General features: G+C 73.0%; 3 protein-coding genes. 1 reads left to right on the forward strand and 2 read right to left on the reverse strand.

All coding sequences use genetic code 11. The annotated features are described in order from the left end of the window. The coding region (locus B7X32_RS20330) for a sigma-70 family RNA polymerase sigma factor (RefSeq protein ID WP_292723916.1) at window positions 1-1,313 on the reverse strand (1,313 nt) is incomplete at its 3' end. 170 nt (window positions 1,314-1,483) lie between these two features. Between B7X32_RS20330 and B7X32_RS20335 the strand changes: the two genes are divergently transcribed. Beyond that, the gene (locus B7X32_RS20335) at window positions 1,484-1,651 is read left to right on the forward strand and encodes a hypothetical protein (protein ID WP_292723919.1); all 168 of its coding nucleotides are present in this window, start codon (window positions 1,484-1,486) and stop codon (window positions 1,649-1,651) included. Between the two features lie 34 nt (window positions 1,652-1,685). Here the strand turns inward: B7X32_RS20335 and B7X32_RS20340 are convergent. Then, the coding region (locus B7X32_RS20340; protein ID WP_292723922.1) for a helix-turn-helix domain-containing protein at window positions 1,686-2,478 on the reverse strand (793 nt) is incomplete at its 5' end.

The raw sequence follows: 2,478 nt of genomic DNA on the forward strand, positions 1-2,478 counted from the left end.
GCACCGCCCGTCGCATCGACGGGCGAAGCCGGCACCGGCGCGACCTGCGTCACCGGCGCCGCTCCCGCGGAGAGGGCTCCGGAGGCGACGGCGGATGGGTCCACGGCCGAGAAGACCCCCGTCGCGGACAGCGCCGCGACGAACGGCGCGACCGACTGCGGCGGCTGCGCGACCGGCAGCGGCGGATCCGGCACGCTTCCCGGCCCGGGGTCGACGACGGGATCCGGGACCGTTCCCGCGGTCGAGTCAGGGGCGGTCGCCGCGGCGGGATCCGGAGCCTCCACCGCAGCGGGGTCCGATGCAGGAGGAACGGGGGCCGAAGCCTCGACCGGCACCGCCTCCGTCGCGATCGACGAGCCCGGCGCCGGGGCCGACGCCGGGGCGCGGAGCGCATCCGCGGGCGGCTCGACGGCGGGCGCGACGGTGAGCAGCGTCGTCGCCACGAGACCGCCGATCGTGGCGGCGGTGACGCCGCCCGCGAACAGCCAGGCGAGCACCCCTGCACCTGTCGCGGTCGTGGCCGCGGCGGCCGAGCCGGCGCTCAGAGACGCGCTGACCGGCAGCCCCGCTCCGACCGCCCCGAGCAGCACCGCCGACAGGGCTCCGCCCTGCGCCCGAGCGACGGAGGCGTGCATGCCCCGCAGCAGATCGGCGCAGAGCATGCAGGTGACCACGTGCGCAGCGACCTCCGAGGCCAGTGCCGCATTCCGCGGCTGTGCCACGTGCTGCGGAAGCAGTCGCGCCACATGCGCCGCGTCGCCGCGCAGTCTTGCCGGGACCTGGCGGAGCAGCCATTGGTACTTCATCCCCGCACGGGCGCGACGCTGCAGCGCCGACACCGCGTTCGGTTTGATGCCCAGCTCGCGTGCGATCGCGGGGCGCGCCGCCTGATCGACCTCGGAGAGCCAGAGCACGCGCTGCCAGCGATCGGGAAGCGCGCCGAACGCGGCAAGGACCTCCTCCGACCCGGACTCTCGCTCGACGTGACGGAGCCCATCGCGCGGATCCACCTGATCGACGTCCTCGGCGTCGATCACGCGGCCCGCATCCGCGTGCCATCGTGCGGAGGTGTTGCGGATCACGGTCTTCAAGTAGGCACGGAAGGACGAGTCAGGCCCGTTGTCCCCTGTCCTCAACTGCTGGTAGATCGCGAGGAAGGACTCGGAGACGAGGTCCTCCGCGCGCGACCAGTACAGGCGCCTGGCATAGCGGAGAGCCGCGTCGTAGTGCCGGTGCCACAGGGTCTCCCAAGCGCCGCCGTCGCCGCCTCGCACGGCGCGGAGCAGATCCGGATCGCTGCGATCGTCGTGCATGCTGGCTCCCTGGAAAGACGTCGGATCAATCTTCAGTCTGTCATCCTGCCGCCGGATCCCCGCGAGTCCGCCCCGTGGCCGGCCGACGGCGAGCCGGCGCCGCGAGCGCGCTCAGGCGATGCCGGGCACAGTCATAGCCGGGCCTCAGCACCTCGACCTACGCTCGCCCGATGGCGACGCAGAACGGCGGCAGACGACATCGCAGGCGGAAGGCGGCGGAGCGCGAGTACCGGACGCCGTGGATCCTCCGCGAGGTCTACGGAGCCCCGGTGTGGGGCATCCTCGCGGTCGCGCTGGTGATCGTCGGCGTGCTCATGCTCTACCTGTCGACGCGCTAGCTCCCGACTCCGAGGGAGAGCGCTCCCGCGGCCGTCACCCGAGGGACAGCAGCTCTCGCTCCGCCATCTCCTCCGCGAGGTCGCAGGCGTAGGTGCGACGGTATGCCGTGGGTGCGATCCCGACCTCGCGGGTGAAGTGGTGCCGGAACAGCGTCGCGCTGCCGAATCCGCAGGTCGCGGCGATCTCCTCGATCGATGCGTCGGTCGTCTCGAGGGCCAGCCGTGCGTGCAGCACGCGCTGAGAAGTGAGCCACTGCATCGGCGTCACGCCCGTCTCCGCGACGAACCTGCGCGCGAACGTGCGGGTGGACATGTGCGCGCGCTGCGCGAGCGACGCCACCGAGTGCGAGGCGCCGAGCCGCTCGCCCATGTACGCCAGGACGTCGCCCAGCGCGTCCGAGTCGGCCTGCGGCACCGGCCGCTCGATGTACTGGCGCTGCCCGCCGTCGCGCTGCGGCGGCACGACCATGTTCCGGGCGATGACGTTGGCGATCGCACTGCCGAGCTCACGGCGCACGAGGTGCAGACTCGCATCGATGCCCGCCGCGGTGCCGGCGCTCGTGATCAGATCGCCGTCGTCCACGAACAGCACGTCAGGGTCGATGCGGGCGGTCGGGTAGCGCCGCTGCAGTTCCTCCGCGTACCGCCAGTGCGTCGTGCACGGCCTTCCGTCCAGCAGGCCGGCCGCCCCGAGGATGAAGGCCCCGGAGCAGGCGCTCAGCAGGATCGCCCCGCGGTCCGCAGCACGGCGCAGCGCATCCAGCAGCTCGGCCGGGTACTCCTCGGCGGGACGCACGCGCCGAGGCGCAACTCGCCGCCGTGTTCGC

Source organism: Microbacterium sp. 13-71-7 (assembly GCF_002257455.1).
Lineage (GTDB): Bacteria > Actinomycetota > Actinomycetes > Actinomycetales > Microbacteriaceae > Microbacterium.

Coding starts and splice junctions, on each gene's coding strand:
- B7X32_RS20335 (WP_292723919.1), top strand. CDS start 1,484: ATGGCGACGCAGAACGGCGGCAGACGACATCGCAGGCGGAAGGCGGCG.